Raw genomic sequence first — 19733 nt, 5'->3', positions numbered from 1 at the left:
CTAGCCCTTCCTCTTTATTCATCTTCGTCTTGTAAACGGCGTTTTGTTATAAAATAACTAACGGAGTAAGACGCTAAAAAGCATATGAAGAGAATACCACCTGTTAAAATAGCTTCAAATAGAGGTCTTTCTGGACTGAAAATGATATAAATAATAGTCATGATAATTCCTACAATAAGGGAACGCAATACAATTTTGTAATATGGCGTTAATTTTATTTCTTTTTCGGTTTCTTCTACATCGATTGAAACTCTAAGTTGTAGATAACTAATTAACATACTTGTAAGTATAAATAATAACCACAATGGAGATTTCGTAATTTGATCAATTCCTTCAGTAAATCCGATATAGCCTAAAATTCCGATTATACCAATTGATTGAAAAAGAAAGGCAATACGTATGTTTTTTAACGTTTGAAGTATGAGGCGCTCATCTTTAATTTTTTTCAAGGCATTCATCCCCTGTTTATATTTATAGCATTAATTGTAATATATATATTACATTAATAAATTTATAATTTACATAAATTTCAATTGGTTGAAAGAGGAAGAAAAATATATTTAGAAATATATTGCGCTTCTACCTTGTTAATGTTATATTAGCAAAGCGATGAGCTAATTTACGTAAGTCGAGAGATATGCTTAAGTGCTAAACACGCGAATGTGGTCGCCTGGTCTTTCGCCGTAAACGCATCAGACGCCTGCTTTGCAGGCGTCTTTCATTTTATATAAAAGTAAATGATACATGCAGATGAGGATTAACCCTTATCTGCATTTTTTATTTTCCTTAGAAATTTAATGCTATTGTTTATATGGATAAAACCCCCATTTCCGGAAAAACTACAAATGAAAGTATGATTTTGCCTAGAAGAGGTGAACGGAAATGAAATGGATACTAATTGCATTGCAAGCTTTCGTTGTGATGTTTTGCTTAGCTTATGGATCCGATGTGAGGGCAGAAATAACAGAGAAAGTACCTGAAGTTACAATTTTATTAGAGCGTATGTATGTTGATGGAGAAGTAAGCGAGGAAATACTGACAGAAAAAGTAGCGGATTTAGAAAAGTTTTTGCAGCAATATAAAGAATGGCAACTTGTTGATCGTGATGATGTGCAAATCGTATTACAAAGGAAAGTTGATGATATTTCTCCTTTACTGAAAACGAGCGGTTATTTTGGTGTTTCAGAGGAAGGGATATTGCAAATTTTTAAAGGGGTACCGAAAAGTGATAACGCGATCCATTCCTTCTTTCAAATTGATATGAAAAAGCTTGAGAGTTATGAGCGAGCAAAACTAAAGCGTGGTATTCGTATTAAGTCAAAAGAAGGATTCGTGAAGACAATCGAAAAAATGAAGCAATACGCAGTGCAAAATAATAAAAAAAGCAGCTCAGGGTGAGCTGCTTTTTTTATTTATTCTTAGCTAAAATCTCTTTTGCGATTTCATCAATTAGCATATCTTTTCCGATTGGATTGAATGCTTTCGTATTGAAGACTTCATTCGATACTTCATATACGTGATTGTTTTTTACTGCTTTATTATCTTTCCAAACCGCACTGTTTTTATAGTCTTCGTACACTTTATCAGCTTCTCCGCCGAAGTTTACAATAAACATTTGATCAGGCTGGAATGCAACAAGACCTTCTAGTGATACTTGTGCCATCGTTTGTTTTAAATCTGTACCTTTTGTTGCTGGAAGCTTTAAGTCGTTAAAGATGATGTCACCGTATCCGAAGCTACCGTATACACGGAAGTTTTGTGGTGTTACTGCAACGAACATAAAGTTCTCATCTTTTGTTTTTTCTTTAATTTTTTTAGATAAAGAGTCTGCTTTTTTATCGTAATCTGCAATCCATTTGTCGGCTTTCTTTTCTTCGCCAAATAGTTTACCTACTTCTTTAAACTTACCGCGCCAGTCTTCTAGATTTGTTTCTAGAACAACTGTCGGTGCCACTTTTTCTAGTTGATCATAAATTTTCAATTGACGATTGTTTAAAATAATTAAGTCTGGTTTTAAAGCGGTAACAGCCTCTAAATCAACTTTAGGTGCCCAGTACCAGCCGACTGCCTTTACCCCGTCTAGCTTGTCCGTTAAGTGATTTTGGATTTTATCTTTATATGTGTTTGCTGTGCCAACAGGTTTATGTCCAAGGATTAATAATTCCTCTGTTGATCCAGATAAATCAACAATTCTCTTTGGATTAGCTGGAATTGTTGCTTCCCCTTTAGCATGTTTTACAACTTTTGTTTTCGGTTGTTCTTTTGCTTTTGCTTCTTCTTTTTGAGAAGAACAGCCAACGATAGAAAGAACAACTAGCATAATAGTAAATAAAATAAATAGCTTTTGTTTCATCCTGATGTAACCCCTTTAATTAATATTGATAATCATTATCGACTTCTGTATATTAATGTTCTTTTTGTATTTATGTCAATAGAAAAAAACGGAAATTGTAAACGGGGAACATTTGTTGGGGCAGTCTCGCTTTTCTATTGTTAAATATGTTAAAATGGAATACATGATTTGAGAGGGAGAGATCGTATTTTGTTTGAATATGTTACAGGTTACGTGGAGTATGTAGGACCGGAATATGTCGTAATTGACCATAATGGAATTGGTTATCAAATTTTCACACCAAATCCGTATGTATTTCAAAGAAGTAAGCAAGAAATCCGTGTCTATACATATCATTATGTGAGAGAAGATATTATGGCACTTTACGGGTTTAAAACACGTGAAGAGCGTTTATTATTTACAAAATTGTTAGGTGTATCGGGGATTGGACCAAAAGGTGCTCTTGCAATTTTAGCTTCTGGTCAAACCGGACAGGTCGTTCAAGCGATTGAACATGAAGATGAGAAGTTCTTAGTGAAGTTCCCAGGCGTCGGAAAGAAAACAGCGCGCCAAATGATTTTAGATTTAAAAGGAAAACTAGCAGATGTTGTACCAGATGCGTTTGTTGATTTGTTCTCAGATACTGAAAGTTTTGATACGAAGAAAGGTTCATCAGTTGAACTTGATGAAGCACTGGAAGCACTGCGTGCACTTGGCTATGCAGAACGAGAAGTCTCTCGCGTTGTACCAGAGTTATTAAAAGAATCACTAACGACGGATCAATATATTAAAAAGGCACTTAGTCTTTTACTAAATGGTAAGAGGTGAGTATAATGGACGAACGTCTCCTTTCAGGGGAATCTGGATACGAAGATGCGGATTTAGAGTATTCATTACGGCCACAGACGCTCCGTCAGTATATTGGCCAAGATAAAGCGAAACATAATTTAGAAGTGTTTATTGAAGCGGCGAAAATGCGTGAAGAAACGTTAGATCACGTACTTTTATATGGCCCACCTGGACTTGGTAAAACGACGCTTGCGAATATTATTGCCAATGAAATGGGTGTTAACATTCGAACGACGTCAGGTCCCGCAATTGAAAGACCAGGAGATTTAGCAGCTGTATTAACAGCGCTTCAGCCAGGAGATGTATTATTTATTGATGAAATTCATCGTTTGCATAGATCTATTGAAGAAGTGTTATACCCAGCGATGGAAGACTTTTGCCTTGATATCGTTATTGGGAAAGGACCATCAGCTCGCTCTGTACGTCTAGATTTACCTCCATTTACGCTAGTTGGGGCAACGACGCGTGCAGGTGCATTATCAGCACCACTTCGTGACCGTTTCGGTGTACTTTCACGATTAGAGTACTATACAGTAGATCAGCTTTCTGCGATTGTAGAACGTACAGCAGAAGTGTTTGAAGTTGAAATAGATTCGTTAGCTGCATTAGAAATTGCAAGACGTGCTCGTGGTACACCTCGTATTGCGAATCGTCTATTACGACGTGTACGTGACTTCGCACAAGTTCGCAGTGACGGAACGATTGCGATGGAAATTACACAAATGGCGTTAGAACTATTACAAGTAGATAAATTAGGACTTGATCATATCGACCATAAATTACTGCTTGGTATTATTGAAAAGTTCCGCGGTGGTCCAGTTGGATTAGAAACTGTTTCAGCAACGATTGGGGAAGAATCTCATACGATTGAAGATGTGTATGAGCCGTATTTATTACAAATTGGCTTTTTACAAAGAACGCCAAGAGGCCGGATCGTAACACCGCTCGCATATGAGCATTTCGGAATGGAGATGCCAAAAGTATGACGGAGATGCCAAAGCTGCTTATTACAGCTGGTATTTTGCTCATTGTTGTTGGATTAGCTTGGAAGTTCATAGGAAGGCTTCCAGGCGATATTTTTGTGAAAAAAGGTAACGTTACCTTTTATTTTCCTATCATTACATGTATTGTGTTAAGTATTGTATTATCTTTTATTATGTATATAATAAATCGATTTAAATAAGAAATAGGTGGATACAGTTATGGATATTAATCTGTTTGATTTTCATTTACCAGAAGAACTTATTGCACAAATCCCATTAGAAGATCGTGAAACATCAAGATTAATGGTGTTAGATCGTGAAACAGGCGATATTGAGCATAAACATTTTACAGACATTCTTTCTTACTTACATGAGGGGGATTGCTTAGTTTTAAATGAAACGAAAGTTATGCCTGCTCGTTTGCACGGTGTGAAAGAAGATACAGGCGCGCACATTGAAGTACTTCTTCTAAAACAAGAAGAAGGCGATAAGTGGGAAACGCTTATAAAGCCAGCGAAGCGTGTAAAAGAAGGAACTGTCATCTCTTTTGGTGAAGGAAAGTTAAAAGCAACTTGCATTGGAACAGCAGATCAAGGTGGGCGTCAACTTGAGTTTTCATATGACGGCATCTTTTATGAAATTTTAGACGAGCTTGGAGAAATGCCACTTCCTCCGTATATTAAAGAGACGCTAGAAGATCGCGATCGTTATCAAACGGTATATGCGAAGGAAATCGGTTCAGCAGCAGCACCGACGGCTGGCCTTCACTTTACAGAAGAGTTACTTGAGAAATTGAAGCAAAAAGGCGTCGGGTTAGCATTCATTACACTCCATGTAGGACTTGGAACTTTTAGACCAGTTTCTGCAGATACTATTGAAGAGCATCATATGCACGCAGAGTATTACCATATGTCTGAAGAGACTGCGGCGTTATTAAACCGCGTGAAAGAGAATGGCGGCCGTATTATTACTGTAGGTACGACATCAACTCGTACGTTAGAAACGATTGCGACAGATAATAGTGGTAAGCTTTGCGCAGCTTCTGGCTGGACAGATATTTTTATGTACCCAGGATATGAATTTAAAGCAATTGATGGTTTAATTACAAACTTCCATTTGCCGAAATCAACATTAATTATGCTTGTAAGTGCATTTTCAAATAGAGATAATGTACTTCATGCTTATAATGAAGCAGTAAAAGAAAAATATCGTTTCTTTAGTTTCGGTGATGCGATGTTCGTTGCATCTCACGCTAAAATGAGAAACAAATAAAAGGAGTAAATTATGACAGCAATTCGTTATGAATTTATTAAAACTTGTAAACAAACGGGTGCGCGTTTAGGTCGAGTGCACACGCCACACGGCTCATTTGATACACCGACATTTATGCCAGTTGGTACACTTGCAACAGTTAAAACAATGTCACCAGAAGAATTAAAAGCAATGGATTCTGGCATTATTTTAAGCAATACGTATCATTTATGGCTACGTCCAGGCCACGAAATTATTCGTGAAGCAGGTGGCTTGCATAAGTTTATGAACTGGGATCGTGCAATCTTAACGGATTCAGGTGGATTCCAAGTATTTAGCTTAAGTGATTTCCGACGTATTGAAGAGGAAGGCGTTCATTTCCGCAATCACTTAAATGGCGATAAATTATTCTTATCTCCAGAAAAAGCGATGGAAATCCAAAATGCATTAGGTTCAGATATCATGATGGCATTTGATGAGTGTCCACCGTTCCCAGCTACTTTTGAATACATGAAAAAGTCGGTAGAGCGTACAAGCCGCTGGGCAGAGCGTTGCCTAAAGGCGCATGAACGTCCACAAGATCAAGGTTTATTCGGTATTGTACAGGGCGGGGAGTTTGAAGAGCTTCGTCGTCAAAGTGCGAAAGATCTTGTTTCAATGGACTTCCCTGGCTATGCTATAGGCGGTCTATCTGTTGGTGAACCGAAGGATATTATGAATCGTGTTCTTGAGTTTACAACACCACTTCTTCCTGATGATAAACCACGTTACTTAATGGGTGTAGGTTCTCCTGACTCGTTAATTGATGGTGCGATTCGCGGTGTTGATATGTTTGACTGTGTACTTCCGACTCGTATCGCTCGAAATGGTACATGTATGACAAGTGAAGGCCGCTTAGTTGTGAAAAACGCGAAATTCGCTAGAGACTTCGGGCCGCTTGATCCGAACTGTGATTGCTACACATGTAAAAACTATTCTCGTGCGTACATTCGTCACTTAATGAAATGTGATGAAACGTTCGGAATTCGTTTAACGTCTTATCACAACCTTCATTTTCTGTTAAACTTAATGGAGCAGGTGAGACAAGCTATTCGTGAAGACCGTCTTGGCGATTTCCGCGAAGAGTTCTTTGAACAGTATGGCTTTAATAAACCGAATGCTAAAAACTTCTAATACATAATTTAAAAGGAGGAACACAAGATGAATGCAGGTATGATGAATATCGTTATGATTGTTGCGATGTTTGCGATTTTCTATTTCTTATTAATTCGCCCGCAACAAAAGCGTCAAAAAGCAGTTGCTCAAATGCAAAATGAAATCAAAAAAGGTGATGCTATCGTAACAATCGGTGGTTTACACGCTACAATCGAATCAGTGGATGAAACAAAAATTGTTGTTAAATCTGGTGGTTCACACTTAACTTTCGATCGCAATGCGATTCGTGAAGTTGTGAAAAACTAATGATGAAGGCCCTGCATGAAATGTGCAGGGCCTTTTTTTAACTATTTTGTTTTGACATATTTACACCGAAAATACCTCCGAGTGTACTCGCACCCATTAATGCTAATTGGTAGAGTAACTGTGAGTTCGATAAAGTTTGAGAGAAGCCTAAATAGTTAACGAGAAAGACGAGAATAGCGAATGTAAGGCCTGTTGTGAAACCTACTAGCCATCCTTTTCCTTGTGCCTTTTTACCAGCAATAAATCCAGACATAAGCATAGATAGAAGGGCTATTATAAAAATAATAATTACTAATGTCCCTTCATTAATATTCGTAAATTTTAATAAAAGAGCCATGATCATACTTGTAATAGATGCGAGGATTAATAAGGTAATAATACCGAAGCCGATTGCGCTCGATAATTTTTTCGTTCCATCCATTATGCATTCCCCCTTTTTAATACAAGCATATTTTCATTTTGTTTAAGTTAGACTAGTTTCTTTTTTGTAGGGGAGCCTATAAGTAAAAAAAGGGGATGTAGAAATGGAATGGGTATCAATAATCGGACGAACAATGCTTTTGTATATAATCATTTTAATTATTTTTCGTCTTATGGGTAAACGTGAAATTGGAGAATTAAGTGTATTAGATTTAGTTGTATTCATTATGCTCGGTGAAATGGCTGTAGTGGCAATCGAAAATACAGATAAATCACTTTGGCATCAATTAGTTCCAATGACTTTTCTTATGTGTATACAAATCATTTTGTCGGTCATTTCTTTAAAGTTTCAGCGTTTTCGGCATTTAATAGAAGGGGAGCCTGCGATTCTTGTGAATGCAGGTAAAATTGATGAAAAAAAGATGCGGAAGCAGCGATATAACATAGATGATTTATTGATGCAGCTACGTGAGCAAGGAATCGGAGATGTGCGTGATGTAGAATACGCTATTTTAGAACCATCTGGAAAGTTATCTGTCTTTCAAAAACAAAAAAGTAAAAAGAGCAAAAATGATGCACCAATTTTTACACTCCCACTAATTATTGATGGAGAAATTCAATACAATCATTTGCAAATGATCGAACATACAGATGGGTGGCTCGTTGAGAAACTGAATAACTTAGGTTATAAAGATGTGAAACGGATTTTATATTGTAGTTTTCAAAATGGACAGTTTTTCGTTGATTTGAAAGAAAATTAGAGGCTTACCATTTTGAATGGCAAGCCTGCTTACTTCAAAAATGAAAGTTTCCGAATGATAGGGAGACGACTTAATTCTTCTTTTCGAATGAGTTTGAAAACGAAGAGGAGAACGATATAAACGATTGTTGTTAAAGTGATTTCCCATAATGTTTGTATGCCAAGTGAATGAGAAAAAACGATATACTTATGAAGATAAAAACCGAAGGTACCAGCAATCCCGATAGCAATTCCGCCGAAAATATAGTCTTTTGCATAAATGGTAAATGCAATTTTCTTTAAAACAGTGGCGTAGTGAAGGAATGTTACGGTTACTATATTTGCTGCGATGGCGAGGGCAACCCCCATCATTTGGAACTCTGGGCGTGAAGCGAGTACAAAGATAACGATTAATTTTACGATAGCGCCAATGAATGTGTTCATCATAGCAGCGCGTGCTAAGTTTAAAGCTTGCAAGACAGACGTAAGGGGGCTTTGAAAATAATGAAATAAAAAGCAAGGTGCAAGAAGCTGGATGAATGCGGCCGCGTTGTCTGATCCGTACATGAGAGTTAAAACTGGAGAAGCAAATACATATAATATAACGACTGACCATCCGCCGGTTATTAAGGAAATTCGAAGTGCTTGTTGTAATCGGTGTTCCACTAATTTGTGTTGTCTCTTTGCCATTGCCTCGCTAATTGATGGGACGAGTGCTGTAGAAAGAGCGTATGTAATAAAGGCTGGCAGTGATAGAAGCGGGAACGCATATCCGTTTAATATACCGTATTGCTGAGTTGCGACAGAAGCAGCAACGCCGGCGATCGCTAAGCTTTGCATAACGACGATAGGTTCAAAGAAATAAGAAACGGAACCAATTAAACGGCTTCCTGTAGTTGGTAAAGCAATGTCCATAAGGGAATAAAACGTATTTTTGCTCTCCTTTACAGTAGTGAAAAATCCAGAGCGTATAGATAAATGTTTTTCGCGTTGGAATAAAGTAAGTAAAAATAATAAAGATGCAACTTCGCCAAGAACAGCTGATAGCATGGCACCGGCTGCAGCATATTCTACGCCGTAAGGTAAAAATAACCGAATGCATACAGCGATAATTGTAATGCGGACAACTTGTTCTATGACTTGAGCGTAAGCGCTCGGCTTCATGTTTTGTTTCCCTTGGAAATAACCACGTAAAACGGAAGAAACTGCAATAACGGGGACGACAGGTAAAATAGCCATTAATGGATAGTAAGTTCTTTCATCTGTTAATAATGTTTTTGCTAAAATAGGTGTGAGTAGCATAATCCCAATTGTTAAAATGATGCTAATAATGGATGTAACGGCTAGCGAGACAGTTAATATTTTTTTAACTCTTTGTTTATCGTTCACTGCTTCCGCTTCTGCTACAAATTTTGCGATTGCAACAGGAAGGCCAATTTGTGTTAGTGTAATTGCTAAAATGAAGGTGGGGACAGCCATCATATAAAGGCCAACGCCTTCTTCGCCTAAAATACGTGCCATTACAATGCGGTTAATAAATCCAAGGATTTTTGTAATAAAGCCAGCTATCATTAAAATAAATGCACCTTTTAAAAAGCTTTGTCTCGTCATACTCTTCTCCTACCTTCTCAAAATCAATGGAATGATTTACAATAATTTATATGCACGTATGAGACAAGAATGACAAGCATTTAAGAGAGTGAAGTATGAATGGTACTCTTGAAAGAAGTTATTACTGTCCATTAGAGCGGGATTAAAAGCGACTTTTTGTGCTGAAATAAGAAGGAGATGTTATATATGTTGGATAATGAGGCTTTGGTAGAATCATACCGCGGACAGTTACAAGTCGTTTTAGAAAGTAAAGTAGAAGAGTTTCACATGTTCGGTTACGACCGAGTGACAGATAATGATATTTGGAAGTTTCTCAAGGCGAAAAAGTGGAAAAAGATAGACAGTGATGTTAGGTTGTATGCATTAGTAAATGATGTATTAAGAGTAAGTACTAATGAATATATGAATTATTTAACTGTTGAAGCATATCAGGCGCCACTTTGGTCGTTTGATGAATATGAAAATAAATAACCGACTGTAATTGGTTTGTTCTTCCTTTTGCAGTATAATGATAGGTATTGATAAAGAGGAATTAATTATGTCTAAGATTATATATAAAGGAGGTAGTGAAGAGAAAAAATAAATAATGAAAGTGTAGGTATTGTGAAAAGCTTACCGACACAGCTAGTGATGAACTAGCATTTTATAGAAAGTAAGTCTACTAACTAGGCGTATGCACACGTGCGAAAATGAATCGTAAGAGATTTATTGAAAGTGTTAGTAGCAGAAAGAGGGTACATATGGCAAAGCGTGGTACAAGAATTGCCGCCTTTTTCCTCATCGTTTTATTAATTGGTGGAGTAATTGGTGCGGCAGGAAAAGACATAGCAAAAGGAATTAGTCTAGGACTAGACCTTCGCGGTGGTTTTGAAATTCTGTATGAAGTAAAACCAGCCAAAAAAGGTGATAAAATCGATCGTGATGCACTTGTAAGTACAGTAGGTGCCCTTGAAAATCGTGTCAATGTTCTTGGTGTAAGTGAGCCGAACATTCAAATCGAAGGGGAAGATCGAATTCGTGTACAGCTTGCTGGTGTACAAGATCAGCAAAAAGCACGTGAAATGTTATCAACACAAGCGAAACTAACATTCCGTGATGTGGATGATAACCTGCTTATGGACGGAGCGGATTTAAAAGGCGGCGGAGCGAAGCAAACATTTGATGAGCAAGGCCGTGCGAGCGTAGGTCTTACACTAAAAAGCGCTGAAAAATTCCGTGAAGTAACTGAAAAGATTTCAAAAATGCCACCACCAACGAATTTAATGGTAATTTGGCTTGATTTTGAAGAAGGAAAAGATTCATATAAAGCAGAATCAGCAAAACCGAATCCGAAGTTTTTATCAGCAGCAACAGTAAGCCAAGTATTTAACCAAGCTGAAGTATCTATCGTAGGTGGAAACTTTACAGTTGAAAGTGCGAAAGAACTTTCATCTTTATTAAATGCAGGTGCACTTCCTGTTGATTTAAAAGAAATGTATTCAACATCTGTTGGAGCGAAATTTGGTCAACAAGCATTAGAGCAAACGATTTTCGCTAGTGCGATTGGTATTGCTATTATCTTCTTATTCATGCTTGTATTCTACCGTTTACCAGGACTTGTAGCGGTTATTATGTTAGGTTTATACATTTTCGTTACATTACTTGTCTTTAACTGGATGCATGCAGTTCTTACGTTACCGGGTATTGCGGCATTAGTGCTCGGGGTTGGTATCGCAGTTGATGCGAATATCATTACGTACGAGAGATTGAAGGAAGAGCTTAAAATTGGTAAGTCGATGATGTCAGCATTCCGTGCTGGTAACCATCGTTCATTATCGACAATTTTAGATGCGAACATTACAACAATTGCAGCAGCTGGTGTATTATTCGCTTACGGTAATAGCTCTGTAAAAGGATTCGCAACAAGTTTAATCGTAAGTATTTTAGTTGGTTTCATTACGAACGTATTCGGTACTCGTTTCTTACTAGGTTTACTTGTAAAGAGCCGTTACTTTGATAAGAAACTATCTTACTTTGGTGTTAAGGAAAAGGATATTATTCCATTAACAAAAGGTGCAGTACATCCACCGACGAGATTTGATCGTATTAATTTCGTAAATATCGGTCATAAATTTTTCTTATTCTCAATTGTAGTTGTAATTGCTGGGGCAATTATATTACCGATTTTCAAAATGAATCTTGGTATTGACTTTGCAAGTGGTACACGTATTGACTTGCAATCAAAACAAGCAACTACTGTTTCTAATATTCATAAAGATTTGAAAGAATTGAACATCGATGTGAAGGAAGAAGATATTGTACCGACCGGAGATGACAATAAAGGTTTCGCTGTTCGTACGTTAGGAGTTTTATCGAAAGATGAAATTGCGAAAACAAAAACATTCTTTAACGATAAATACGGTACAGAGCCAAACGTAAGTACAGTTTCGCCGACAATCGGTAAAGAGATTGCACGAAATGCATTCATCGCGGTTCTGATAGCTTCATTGGTTATCATCTTATACGTAAGTATTCGTTTCCGCTTCACATATGCATTATCTGCGGTAATCGCATTATTACATGATGCATTCGTTATGATTGTTATGTTTAGTCTTTTCCAGATAGAGGTAGACTTAACGTTTATCGCTGCGATATTAACGATTATTGGTTACTCTATCAATGACTCAATCGTTACGTTTGATAGAAACCGTGAGTTATACAAACAGAAAAAACGAGTTCGCGACATAAAAGACCTAGAAGAAATCGTAAACTCAAGTATTCGTCAAACAATTGGTCGTTCAATTAATACAGTGTTAACAGTGTTATTCCCAGTAATCGCACTACTTATTTTTGGTAGTGAATCACTGCGTAACTTCTCACTTGCATTATTAATTGGATTAGTTGTAGGTACGTACTCTTCTATTTTCGTGGCTTCTCAAATTTGGTTAATGCTTGAAAACCGTCGTTTGAAAAGGGGAAAAAACAAGAAGAAGGTTGAGAAAGAAGAACCTGAACCGCAAGTATAAAAAAGATGATGTCTCATTATGAGGCATCTCTTTTTTCGTTTGTGGATACAATAAGATAGCAACTTTTGAAAGAATGAAATGGAATAAAGTGGTGATGTTATCGCTGATTTTGTTAAAATAAAGTGAAACTTTAATAAGTGGGGGTTTTGTTCATCCCCACTTATTATTAGCCCTCACCAATCGGGCTTTTACGGGCAGTTGATCTCCCACCTAACTTCCTTGTATTTGCCGGATTTTGAGGTGGGGGGCTTACTGCCCACAAATAGCGGGATAAAAAGATAGGTTAAGAAAAGAAGGGATTTCAATTATGGAAAAAGATGAACGTTTTAAACAGGCCGAGTTTGGTGCTATTGTCGGAATCGTTGGTAATATTATATTAGCGATTGTAAAAGCGGTAATTGGTTATATTGGAAACAGTAAGGCACTTTTAGCGGATGCGGTGCATTCTGGATCAGATGTAATTGGCTCGTTAGCTGTACTTTTTGGATTACGAGCGGCAAAGCAACCGCCTGATGAAGATCATCCGTATGGTCATGGTAAAGCGGAATCGATTTCAGCGATTATTGTTGCGGTATTATTATTTATTGTTGGAATAGAGATAGCGATTTCGTCTATAAAAGCTTTTTCACAAGATTTAGAACCACCAAAAGGAATTACGATTTTTGCAGTTATTCTTTCGATTGTAGTGAAAGAAGGGATGTTTCAGTATAAATATCGATTAGGGAAGAGGATAAATAGTGATGCAATTATTGCAAATGCATATGAGCACCGTTCGGATGTGTTTTCTTCAATTGCAGCTTTAATCGGCATTTGTGCAGCTATTATCGGTGGTAAGTTAGGTATAGATTGGCTTGTATATGCCGATCCAATTGCAGGATTATTTGTCTCAATTCTCGTTGCTAAGATGGCGTGGAGTATTGGAGCAGAAGCTATTCATGCAACGCTCGATCATGTTCTGCATGAAGAAGATGTTGTTCCGCTTAGGGAGGCAGTTTTTCAAGTGGAAGGTGTGAAAAAAATAGGCTCTTTATATGCAAGAGAACATGGCCACTATGTTATTGTCGATATTAAAGTATCTGTAGATCCATATATCACTGTAGAAGAAGGTCACCGCATCGGAAAACATGTAAAAGAAAAACTTATGAAACAAGATAACGTACAAAACGTTTTTGTACATATTAATCCGTATTCTCCAAATTAAACATAACAGATATTTAATTATATAGATATCGAATCGTAGTTTGCATTATATTGTCACCCCTTAATCTGTCTTGTATAATGGATAGGTTAAGGGGTGATTTCGTGTTACAACCGAAGACGCGTTGGAAAGAAAAAGAATATAATGAGGAACTAGTGAGTGAATTAGCAAATAAATTGCAACTATCACCTCTTGTGACTTCATTATTTCTTGGCAGAGGCTTAAATACAGAAGATAAGATTGTAGACTTTTTAAATACAGCAGATCAAGAATTTCATGATCCATTTTTACTTGAAGGAATGGATCGGACTGTAGAACGTGTGAAAAAAGCTATTGAAAATGGAGAACAAATATTAATATTTGGCGATTACGATGCGGACGGAGTAAGTAGTACGACTGTGTTATATCTTGCTCTCAAAGAATTAGGTGCAGAAGTAGAATTTTATATTCCAAATCGTTTTACTGAAGGCTATGGGCCAAATGAAGAAGCGTTTCGTTGGGCGCACAGTGCAGGGTTCTCACTAATTATTACTGTCGATACTGGTATCGCAGCGGTACATGAAGCGAAGGTAGCGAAGGAACTTGGAATAGATCTTATTATTACAGATCATCATGAGCCACCACCGGAATTACCAGAGGCACTTGCGATTATTCATCCGAAATTAGAAGGCGGTGTTTATCCGTTTCATTATTTAGCGGGTGTTGGTGTTGCATTTAAAGTTGCACATGCACTTTTGGGTCGTGTACCAGAGCATTTGTTGGAAATTGCAGTAATCGGTACGGTAGCCGATTTAGTATCGCTTCACGGTGAAAATAGATTGTTAGTACAGCGTGGACTGAAGCATATGCGAATGACTCGGAATATCGGTTTAAAGGCGTTATTTAAAGTTGCTAACGTTTCGCAAAGCGAAATTACAGAAGAAAGCATCGGGTTCGCACTCGCACCTCGTATTAATGCAGTTGGTCGTTTGGAAGATGCAACACCTGCTGTACACCTTTTATTATCAGAAGATCCAGAGGAAGCGAAAGAGCTAGCTGAAGAAATTGATGAGCTGAACAAACTTCGAAAAGATATTGTAAAGCAAATTACTGAAGAAGCTATCGCTGAAGTCGAAAATAATTTCCCGCCAGAAGAAAATAAAGTGTTAGTCCTTGCAAAAGAAGGTTGGAATCCAGGGGTAATTGGAATTGTCGCTTCTAAGTTAGTTGAACGTTTTTATCGTCCAACGATTGTATTAAGCATTGATCCTCATAAAGAAACAGCAAAGGGATCGGCTCGTAGTATTGCAGGATTTGATTTGTTTGCAAACCTTTCAGATTGCCGTGAATTGTTACCGCATTTCGGGGGTCATCCGATGGCAGCGGGAATGACACTTAATATGAATGATGTGGATGAATTAAGACGCAGGTTAAATGAGCAAGCAGATGTAATTTTAACAGCAGAAGATTTTATTCCGATTACAGCAGTGGATGCATTTTGTAAAGTAGAGGATGTAACGCTTGCCGCGATTGAGGATATGCAAAAGTTAGCGCCATTTGGCGTAGGAAATCCGAAACCGCGTATTGCGGTGAAAGATGCCGACTTAGAAAGTATCCGTGCAATTGGATCTGATGGTTCGCATTTAAAAATGGCTCTTCGTGATGGACAAGCAACACTGGACACGATTGGATTTGGATTTGGTACTTATGCGAAAGAAATCTCTCCAGTTGCGAAGGTTTCTGTAGTAGGAGAAGTGTCCATTAATGAATGGAATAACTTTAAAAAGCCGCAATTAATGGTGCAAGATATTGCTGTAGAGGCATGGCAATTATTTGACTGGCGTAGTATGCGTAATGTAGAAGCAAATTTAGCAGAACTTCCGAAAGAAAAAATAACAATGGTGTATTTTTCTGAAGAGGTATTGAATAAATTTTCTTTAGAAGGCTATAAAGAGCATATCGTGCATGCATCAGAGGTAGCTCATTTTGATGATCAATACATTGTGCTACTTGATTTGCCGAAAGGAGCAGATGAATTAGGTGATGTATTTAAGGCTGGATTCCCAGCTCGAATTTACACGCTATTTTATCAAGAGAATAATCATTTATTTAGTACGGTCCCAACGAGGGAGCATTTTAAATGGTACTATTCTTTCTTAAGCCAAAAAACACCATTTTCTTTAAGGCAATATGGGGAACAACTGTGTCGTCATAAAGGTTGGTCAAAAGATACAGTAAATTTCATGACACAGGTGTTTTTTGAGTTAGAATTTGTTACAATAAAAGACGGTGTCATTTTTATGGCAGATAAAAAACAAAAGCGTGATTTAATTGAATCGAACACATATCGTGAGAAAATGAACCACTTACAATTAGAGAAAGAATTGGTTTATAGCACATATCAGCAACTATATACATGGTTTGAAACGATTCGTGATCATAAATAAGTAGAACAGTTAGGGTAAAGGATTTGTATTTACAAACCTTTTATATCTGAGGAGGATTCAGAAATATGGATTTCAAGCAACATATCGCAATTGTACCAGATTATCCGAAAGAAGGTATTGTGTTTAAAGACATTACACCTTTAATGAACGACGGAAAAGCATATAAAGCAGCAACAGATGCAATCGTTGAGTATGCAAATAAAAGAGACATTGATGTTGTAGTAGGACCAGAAGCGCGTGGTTTTATTATTGGTTGCCCAGTTTCTTATGCATTAGAAGTAGGTTTCGCACCAGTTCGTAAATTAGGAAAATTACCACGTGAAGTAATTACAGTTGACTACGGTAAAGAATATGGAACGGATGTTTTAACAATCCATAAAGATGCAATTAAGCCCGGCCAACGTGTATTAATTACAGATGACTTATTAGCTACAGGTGGAACAATCGAAGCGACAATTAAACTAGTTGAAGAACTTGGTGGAGTTGTAGCAGGAATTGCATTTTTAGTAGAGCTTACTTACTTAGATGGTCGTAAAATGTTAGATGGTTACGATGTATTAGTATTAGAAAAATACTAATCATTATATAGGTGAAACTACGGTGATAAAAAAGTACCCGTGAATCTCTTGGAGAGGAGCGGGTACTTTTGTATAATTGCACAAAAAAACATGGTGAAATGTCAGTAAAATCTTTTCCTTTTCACAATTCACAATCATTGGGTTATAATGATAGAATATAATTTATTCTATTCAATAAAGATAAAGTCAATTTTCAATAAAAGGTGATTCGATGGCAAATGAGCAAGTACTAACAGCTGAACAGGTACTCGAGAAAGCAAGTCAATATTTAGCGGATGGAGATATTGAGCTAGTGGCACGTGCCTATGAATATGCGCGTGATGCACATAGCGAACAATATAGAAAATCGGGTGAACCATATATTATTCACCCAATTCAAGTTGCAGGTATTTTAGTTGATTTACACATGGATCCGGCTACAGTATCGGCAGGTTTCTTACATGATGTAGTGGAAGATACAGAAATTACATTAGAAGACATTGAACGGGAATTTAATAAAGAAATCGCTATGCTTGTCGATGGTGTTACAAAGCTTGGAAAGATTAAATACAAATCCCATGAGCAGCAACAAGCAGAAAACCATCGCAAAATGTTTATTGCAATGGCTCAAGATATTCGAGTTATTTTAATTAAACTAGCTGATCGTCTTCATAACATGCGTACATTGAAACATTTGCCTCAAGAGAAGCAGCGTCGCATTGCAAATGAAACGTTAGAAATCTTTGCACCTTTAGCACATAGACTCGGAATTAGTACTATTAAATGGGAGTTAGAGGATACGTCACTTCGCTATTTAAACCCGCAGCAATATTATCGTATTGTGAATTTAATGAAGCGTAAACGTGCAGAGCGTGAAGAATATTTAGATGAAGTAATGACTGGCATTCGCGAGAAATTAAAAGAGGTTTCAATTCAACCTGAGATTTCTGGAAGACCAAAACATATTTACAGTATTTATCGTAAAATGGCATTGCAAAATAAACAATTCAATGAAATTTACGATTTACTAGCTGTACGTGTCGTTGTGAATAGTATTAAAGATTGCTATGCGGTGCTTGGAATTATTCATACGTGCTGGAAACCAATGCCAGGTCGTTTTAAAGATTATATTGCAATGCCGAAAGCAAATTTATATCAATCTCTTCATACGACTGTAATTGGACCAAAAGGTGATCCGCTAGAAGTGCAAATTCGTACGAAAGAAATGCATGAGATTGCAGAATTCGGAATCGCGGCACATTGGGCGTATAAAGAAGGTAAAGCAGCAGAAACAACGGGTACATTAGAGAAGAAACTAACTTGGTTCCGTCAAATATTAGAATGGCAAAATGAAGCTTCTAATGCAGAAGAATTTATGGAGTCATTAAAAATTGATTTATTCTCTGACATGGTATTCGTCTTTACACCAAAAGGCGATGTAATGGAATTACCACTTGGCTCTGTTCCAATTGATTTTTCGTATCGTGTCCATTCGGAAATTGGAAACAAGACAATTGGTGCAAAAGTAAATGGGAAAATGGTGACGCTTGATTATAAGTTGAAAACTGGTGACATCATTGAAATTTTAACATCGAAACATTCGTATGGTCCAAGTCAAGATTGGGTAAAGCTTGCTCAAACATCTCATGCGAAAAATAAAATACGTCAATTCTTTAAGAAACAACGTAGAGATGAAAATATTGAAAAAGGCCGTGAACTTGTTGAAAAAGAAGTGCGTGGCTTAGAGTATGAGATGAAAGAAGTATTAGCGCTTGATAATTTAAAACGTGTCGCTGAGAAGTTTAACTTTGCAAATGAAGAAGATATGTTTGCAGCAGTTGGATATAACGGAATTACAGCAGCGCAAATTGTTACGCGACTAACGGACAAGTTCCGTAAACAACGTGAAGAAGAAGACATCGTTGAAGTTAAAGAAGTTCGTAAACCGATGAAAATTCGAAAATGGGATTCTGGTGTAAAGGTAAGTGGTGCAGATAATTTGTTAATTCGTTTATCAAAATGCTGTAACCCAGTTCCAGGTGATGATATCGTTGGGTATATTACGAAAGGTCGAGGCGTATCAATTCACCGTTGCGATTGCGTCAATGTGCATACAGAAGAAGCGGTGGAGCGTTTACTAGAAGTAGATTGGGAAGGTAGTCCTGAAAAAGAAATTGAGTACAATGTTGATATTGAAATTTCAGGCTATGATCGTCGTGGTTTATTGAATGAAGTATTACAAGCTGTTACAGAAACGAAGACGTATATCTCAGCTGTTTCTGGTAGAAGTGATCGTAATAAGATGGCAACGATTAACATGTCGATTTCTATTCGAAACTTACAACACTTGAAAAAAGTAGTAGAGCGCATTAAACGTGTTCCAGAAATTTATGCCGTACGACGCATGATGCATTAATAGGGAGTGTAGAAAAGATGAGAGTTGTTTTACAACGATCAAAGGAAGCGTCTGTCACAGTAGATGGCGAGATTGTAGGACAAATTCCATTCGGTTTAACATTACTAGTTGGCATTACGCATGAAGATACAGAAAAAGATGCAACTTATATCGCAGAAAAAATTGCAAACCTACGTATTTTTGAAGATGAGAGCGGAAAGATGAACCACTCTGTACTTGATATGAAGGGACAAGTTCTATCTATTTCGCAATTTACATTATACGGAGATTGCCGCAAGGGAAGACGTCCAAACTTTATGGATGCTGCGAAACCTGATTATGCAGAACATTTATATGATTTCTTTAATGAAGAAGTTCGTAAACAAGGACTGCATGTGGAGACAGGACAGTTCGGAGCAATGATGGACGTTTCTTTAATCAATGATGGTCCGGTGACCTTAATTGTGGATAGTAAATAGTGTTGCTTAAGAAGAGGGGATTATATA

The 19733-nt window shown here is 37.2% G+C and carries 19 protein-coding genes; 15 read left to right on the top strand and 4 right to left on the bottom strand.

Annotated elements, in window-relative coordinates:
• Nucleotides 1-14: 14 nt before the first annotated feature.
• Nucleotides 15-449 carry a branched-chain amino acid ABC transporter substrate-binding protein gene (locus tag QCI77_RS22595; RefSeq protein ID WP_353825496.1) on the bottom strand — a complete coding sequence of 145 codons (435 nt, stop codon included), beginning with the start codon at nt 447-449 and terminating at the stop codon, nt 15-17.
• Nucleotides 450-882: 433 nt separating this feature from the next.
• Between QCI77_RS22595 and QCI77_RS22590 the strand changes: the two genes are divergently transcribed.
• A complete protein-coding gene (locus QCI77_RS22590; RefSeq protein WP_326996630.1) occupies nt 883-1398 on the top strand; it encodes a BofC C-terminal domain-containing protein in 516 nt (171 codons plus the stop codon).
• Nucleotides 1399-1408: 10 nt separating this feature from the next.
• Here the strand turns inward: QCI77_RS22590 and QCI77_RS22585 are convergent, their stop codons facing one another.
• On the bottom strand, nt 1409-2353 hold the full coding sequence (locus tag QCI77_RS22585) for an iron-hydroxamate ABC transporter substrate-binding protein (RefSeq protein WP_002088787.1): 945 nt from the start codon (nt 2351-2353) through the stop codon (nt 1409-1411).
• Nucleotides 2354-2542: 189 nt separating this feature from the next.
• On the opposite strand from QCI77_RS22585, the gene ruvA reads away from it, so the two are divergent.
• Genes ruvA through yajC form a run of 6 tightly spaced genes read left to right on the top strand, consistent with a single transcriptional unit; the run spans nt 2543 to nt 6876 of the window.
• Nucleotides 2543-3160: a Holliday junction DNA helicase RuvA gene (gene ruvA, locus QCI77_RS22580; RefSeq protein WP_002088786.1), complete on the top strand. Its 618-nt coding sequence runs from the start codon at nt 2543-2545 to the stop codon at nt 3158-3160.
• A gap of 5 nt (nt 3161-3165) precedes the next feature.
• On the top strand, nt 3166-4167 hold the full coding sequence (ruvB, locus tag QCI77_RS22575) for a Holliday junction branch migration DNA helicase RuvB (RefSeq protein ID WP_000344470.1): 1002 nt from the start codon (nt 3166-3168) through the stop codon (nt 4165-4167).
• Nucleotides 4164-4364, top strand: a complete 201-nt coding sequence (locus tag QCI77_RS22570) for a DUF2905 domain-containing protein (RefSeq protein WP_000138162.1) — start codon at nt 4164-4166, stop codon at nt 4362-4364. Before ruvB ends, QCI77_RS22570 begins: the two co-directional genes overlap by 4 nt.
• A 19-nt stretch (nt 4365-4383) precedes the next feature.
• Nucleotides 4384-5436 carry a tRNA preQ1(34) S-adenosylmethionine ribosyltransferase-isomerase QueA gene (gene queA / locus QCI77_RS22565; protein WP_002143232.1) on the top strand — a complete coding sequence of 351 codons (1053 nt, stop codon included), beginning with the start codon at nt 4384-4386 and terminating at the stop codon, nt 5434-5436.
• A 12-nt stretch (nt 5437-5448) separates the two neighbouring features.
• A complete protein-coding gene (tgt, locus tag QCI77_RS22560; protein WP_002015319.1) occupies nt 5449-6588 on the top strand; it encodes a tRNA guanosine(34) transglycosylase Tgt in 1140 nt (379 codons plus the stop codon).
• 27 nt (nt 6589-6615) lie between these two features.
• Complete coding sequence (gene yajC, locus QCI77_RS22555) at nt 6616-6876, top strand: preprotein translocase subunit YajC (protein WP_002034132.1); 261 nt, start codon at nt 6616-6618, stop codon at nt 6874-6876.
• Between the two features lie 37 nt (nt 6877-6913).
• Here yajC and QCI77_RS22550 read toward each other — a convergent pair whose 3' ends face one another.
• Nucleotides 6914-7297, bottom strand: a complete 384-nt coding sequence (locus QCI77_RS22550) for a TIGR04086 family membrane protein (protein ID WP_002015315.1) — start codon at nt 7295-7297, stop codon at nt 6914-6916.
• A gap of 103 nt (nt 7298-7400) precedes the next feature.
• Here QCI77_RS22550 and QCI77_RS22545 point away from each other — a divergent pair, with 103 nt between their 5' ends.
• Complete coding sequence (locus tag QCI77_RS22545) at nt 7401-8057, top strand: DUF421 domain-containing protein (RefSeq protein WP_353825495.1); 657 nt, start codon at nt 7401-7403, stop codon at nt 8055-8057.
• Between the two features lie 29 nt (nt 8058-8086).
• Here QCI77_RS22545 and spoVB read toward each other — a convergent pair whose 3' ends face one another.
• The gene (gene spoVB / locus QCI77_RS22540) at nt 8087-9646 is read right to left on the bottom strand and encodes a stage V sporulation protein B (RefSeq protein WP_002015313.1); all 1560 of its coding nucleotides are present in this window, start codon (nt 9644-9646) and stop codon (nt 8087-8089) included.
• A gap of 186 nt (nt 9647-9832) precedes the next feature.
• On the opposite strand from spoVB, the gene QCI77_RS22535 reads away from it, so the two are divergent.
• The 7 genes from QCI77_RS22535 to QCI77_RS22505 all read left to right on the top strand — a co-directional run bounded on the left by QCI77_RS22535 (nt 9833) and on the right by QCI77_RS22505 (nt 19706).
• Nucleotides 9833-10117: a post-transcriptional regulator gene (locus QCI77_RS22535; RefSeq protein WP_078175458.1), complete on the top strand. Its 285-nt coding sequence runs from the start codon at nt 9833-9835 to the stop codon at nt 10115-10117.
• Between the two features lie 269 nt (nt 10118-10386).
• Nucleotides 10387-12651 (top strand): protein translocase subunit SecDF, encoded by a 2265-nt coding sequence (gene secDF, locus QCI77_RS22530; RefSeq protein WP_088040184.1) that lies wholly within the window; start codon nt 10387-10389, stop codon nt 12649-12651.
• Nucleotides 12652-12958: 307 nt separating this feature from the next.
• A complete protein-coding gene (locus tag QCI77_RS22525; RefSeq protein ID WP_002015308.1) occupies nt 12959-13852 on the top strand; it encodes a cation diffusion facilitator family transporter in 894 nt (297 codons plus the stop codon).
• 101 nt (nt 13853-13953) lie between these two features.
• A complete protein-coding gene (recJ, locus tag QCI77_RS22520) occupies nt 13954-16275 on the top strand; it encodes a single-stranded-DNA-specific exonuclease RecJ (RefSeq protein ID WP_002129228.1) in 2322 nt (773 codons plus the stop codon).
• A gap of 65 nt (nt 16276-16340) precedes the next feature.
• The gene (locus QCI77_RS22515) at nt 16341-16853 is read left to right on the top strand and encodes an adenine phosphoribosyltransferase (RefSeq protein WP_002015305.1); all 513 of its coding nucleotides are present in this window, start codon (nt 16341-16343) and stop codon (nt 16851-16853) included.
• Between the two features lie 211 nt (nt 16854-17064).
• A complete protein-coding gene (gene relA / locus QCI77_RS22510; protein ID WP_002015304.1) occupies nt 17065-19248 on the top strand; it encodes a GTP diphosphokinase in 2184 nt (727 codons plus the stop codon).
• Between the two features lie 17 nt (nt 19249-19265).
• Entirely contained in the window at nt 19266-19706 is a 441-nt protein-coding gene (locus tag QCI77_RS22505; RefSeq protein ID WP_016092357.1) for a D-tyrosyl-tRNA(Tyr) deacylase, read from the top strand.
• Nucleotides 19707-19733: the final 27 nt, after the last annotated feature.

This window comes from Bacillus cereus group sp. MG9, assembly GCF_040459995.1.
GTDB classification, from domain to species: domain Bacteria; phylum Bacillota; class Bacilli; order Bacillales; family Bacillaceae_G; genus Bacillus_A; species Bacillus_A mycoides.
Note: the sequence above shows the minus strand (reverse complement) of the source record. Positions and strands in the feature narration are given on the sequence as shown.